Raw genomic sequence first — 885 nt, 5'->3', positions numbered from 1 at the left:
GCGAGCCGTCGCTCCTAACACGCCCCGCGATGTTAAGGCCAAGTGTGCGCACCGAAATCTTCGGCTCGTCGAACACGGCGGTATCGTCATGTGCGCCGATTGTCATGTCACGCTCAGTCCTATTTGGGCGCTGTCGATGCTGTCCGAGCAGTATGCATTTGCGATGGCTCACCTCGACCGGCTCAAATCTCGAATCGAGCTCGCCGACGCTCGAATCCTAGAGTTATCGCAGGAACTCGATGCGATGTTGCCGGGCGAAAAGAAGCCTGAATAAGTCGTCTACCGACACTTGACCAACCGTCGAACAGTGGTGCAATAGATCACCAACGACTCAGGAATGCACCATGAAACGTACCTTCGAATGCGGCCACAGCGGCAAGGGCAAATACTGCCACGCGTGCGCGGCTGCCGAGAAGCAGAAGGCCCAGCGTCGTCTCGACCTCGAGGAGAAGCGCATTGCGAAGCGAGTCGCGACTACCGACGATCCGATCGATCTGTCCATAGTGCGACACCTCTCGGCCGTACAACGAGAGGCAAGAGATCTGCTCGCAAAGGTCAGTAGCGGCGTGCATCCATTCTCACTCGACGGAAAGTTCATCAAGTCCTCGGCCGGCAAGCTGGTTTCCGTGCCAGTTGGCCGATCCTATCGCCTGCTCTTTGACGCCCCATCGCTCGCACCGCTACGGCTCGTCAGTCACGAAGACTACAATGGGATTGCGGCGAACCGCGTAGCGGCATGACGTCCCTCGACCCACGCTTCGCGCCGTAATCCTCTCAAGGAGGTACTCGCGATGAAGGTCGGTCCGAATTTGGCGTTGAGAACCGCGATCAACGCACTACGCGACATCGTCGAAAGTGAGCGCATGCCGAACGGCATCCCGCTAA

General features: G+C 58.3%; 2 protein-coding genes. Both read left to right on the top strand.

Going from position 1 to position 885, the window contains the following annotated elements:
- The coding region (locus NCT32_RS36965; protein ID WP_250491561.1) for a hypothetical protein at nucleotides 1–274 on the top strand (274 nt) is incomplete at its 5' end.
- A gap of 70 nt (nucleotides 275–344) precedes the next feature.
- Nucleotides 345–740: a hypothetical protein gene (locus tag NCT32_RS36960; protein ID WP_250491560.1), complete on the top strand. Its 396-nt coding sequence runs from the start codon at nucleotides 345–347 to the stop codon at nucleotides 738–740.
- Nucleotides 741–885: the final 145 nt, after the last annotated feature.

It is taken from the genome of Caballeronia sp. INML2, assembly GCF_023631365.1.
In the GTDB taxonomy this organism is placed as follows: domain Bacteria; phylum Pseudomonadota; class Gammaproteobacteria; order Burkholderiales; family Burkholderiaceae; genus Caballeronia; species Caballeronia turbans.
The sequence above is the reverse complement of the archived record's forward strand: the minus strand, read 5'-3'. Positions and strand labels throughout refer to the sequence as shown.

What these genes read in the sequence shown, in the direction of transcription:
- NCT32_RS36960 (WP_250491560.1), top strand. Translation starts at nt 345, where the DNA reads ATGAAACGTACCTTCGAATGCGGCCACAGCGGCAAGGGCAAATACTGC.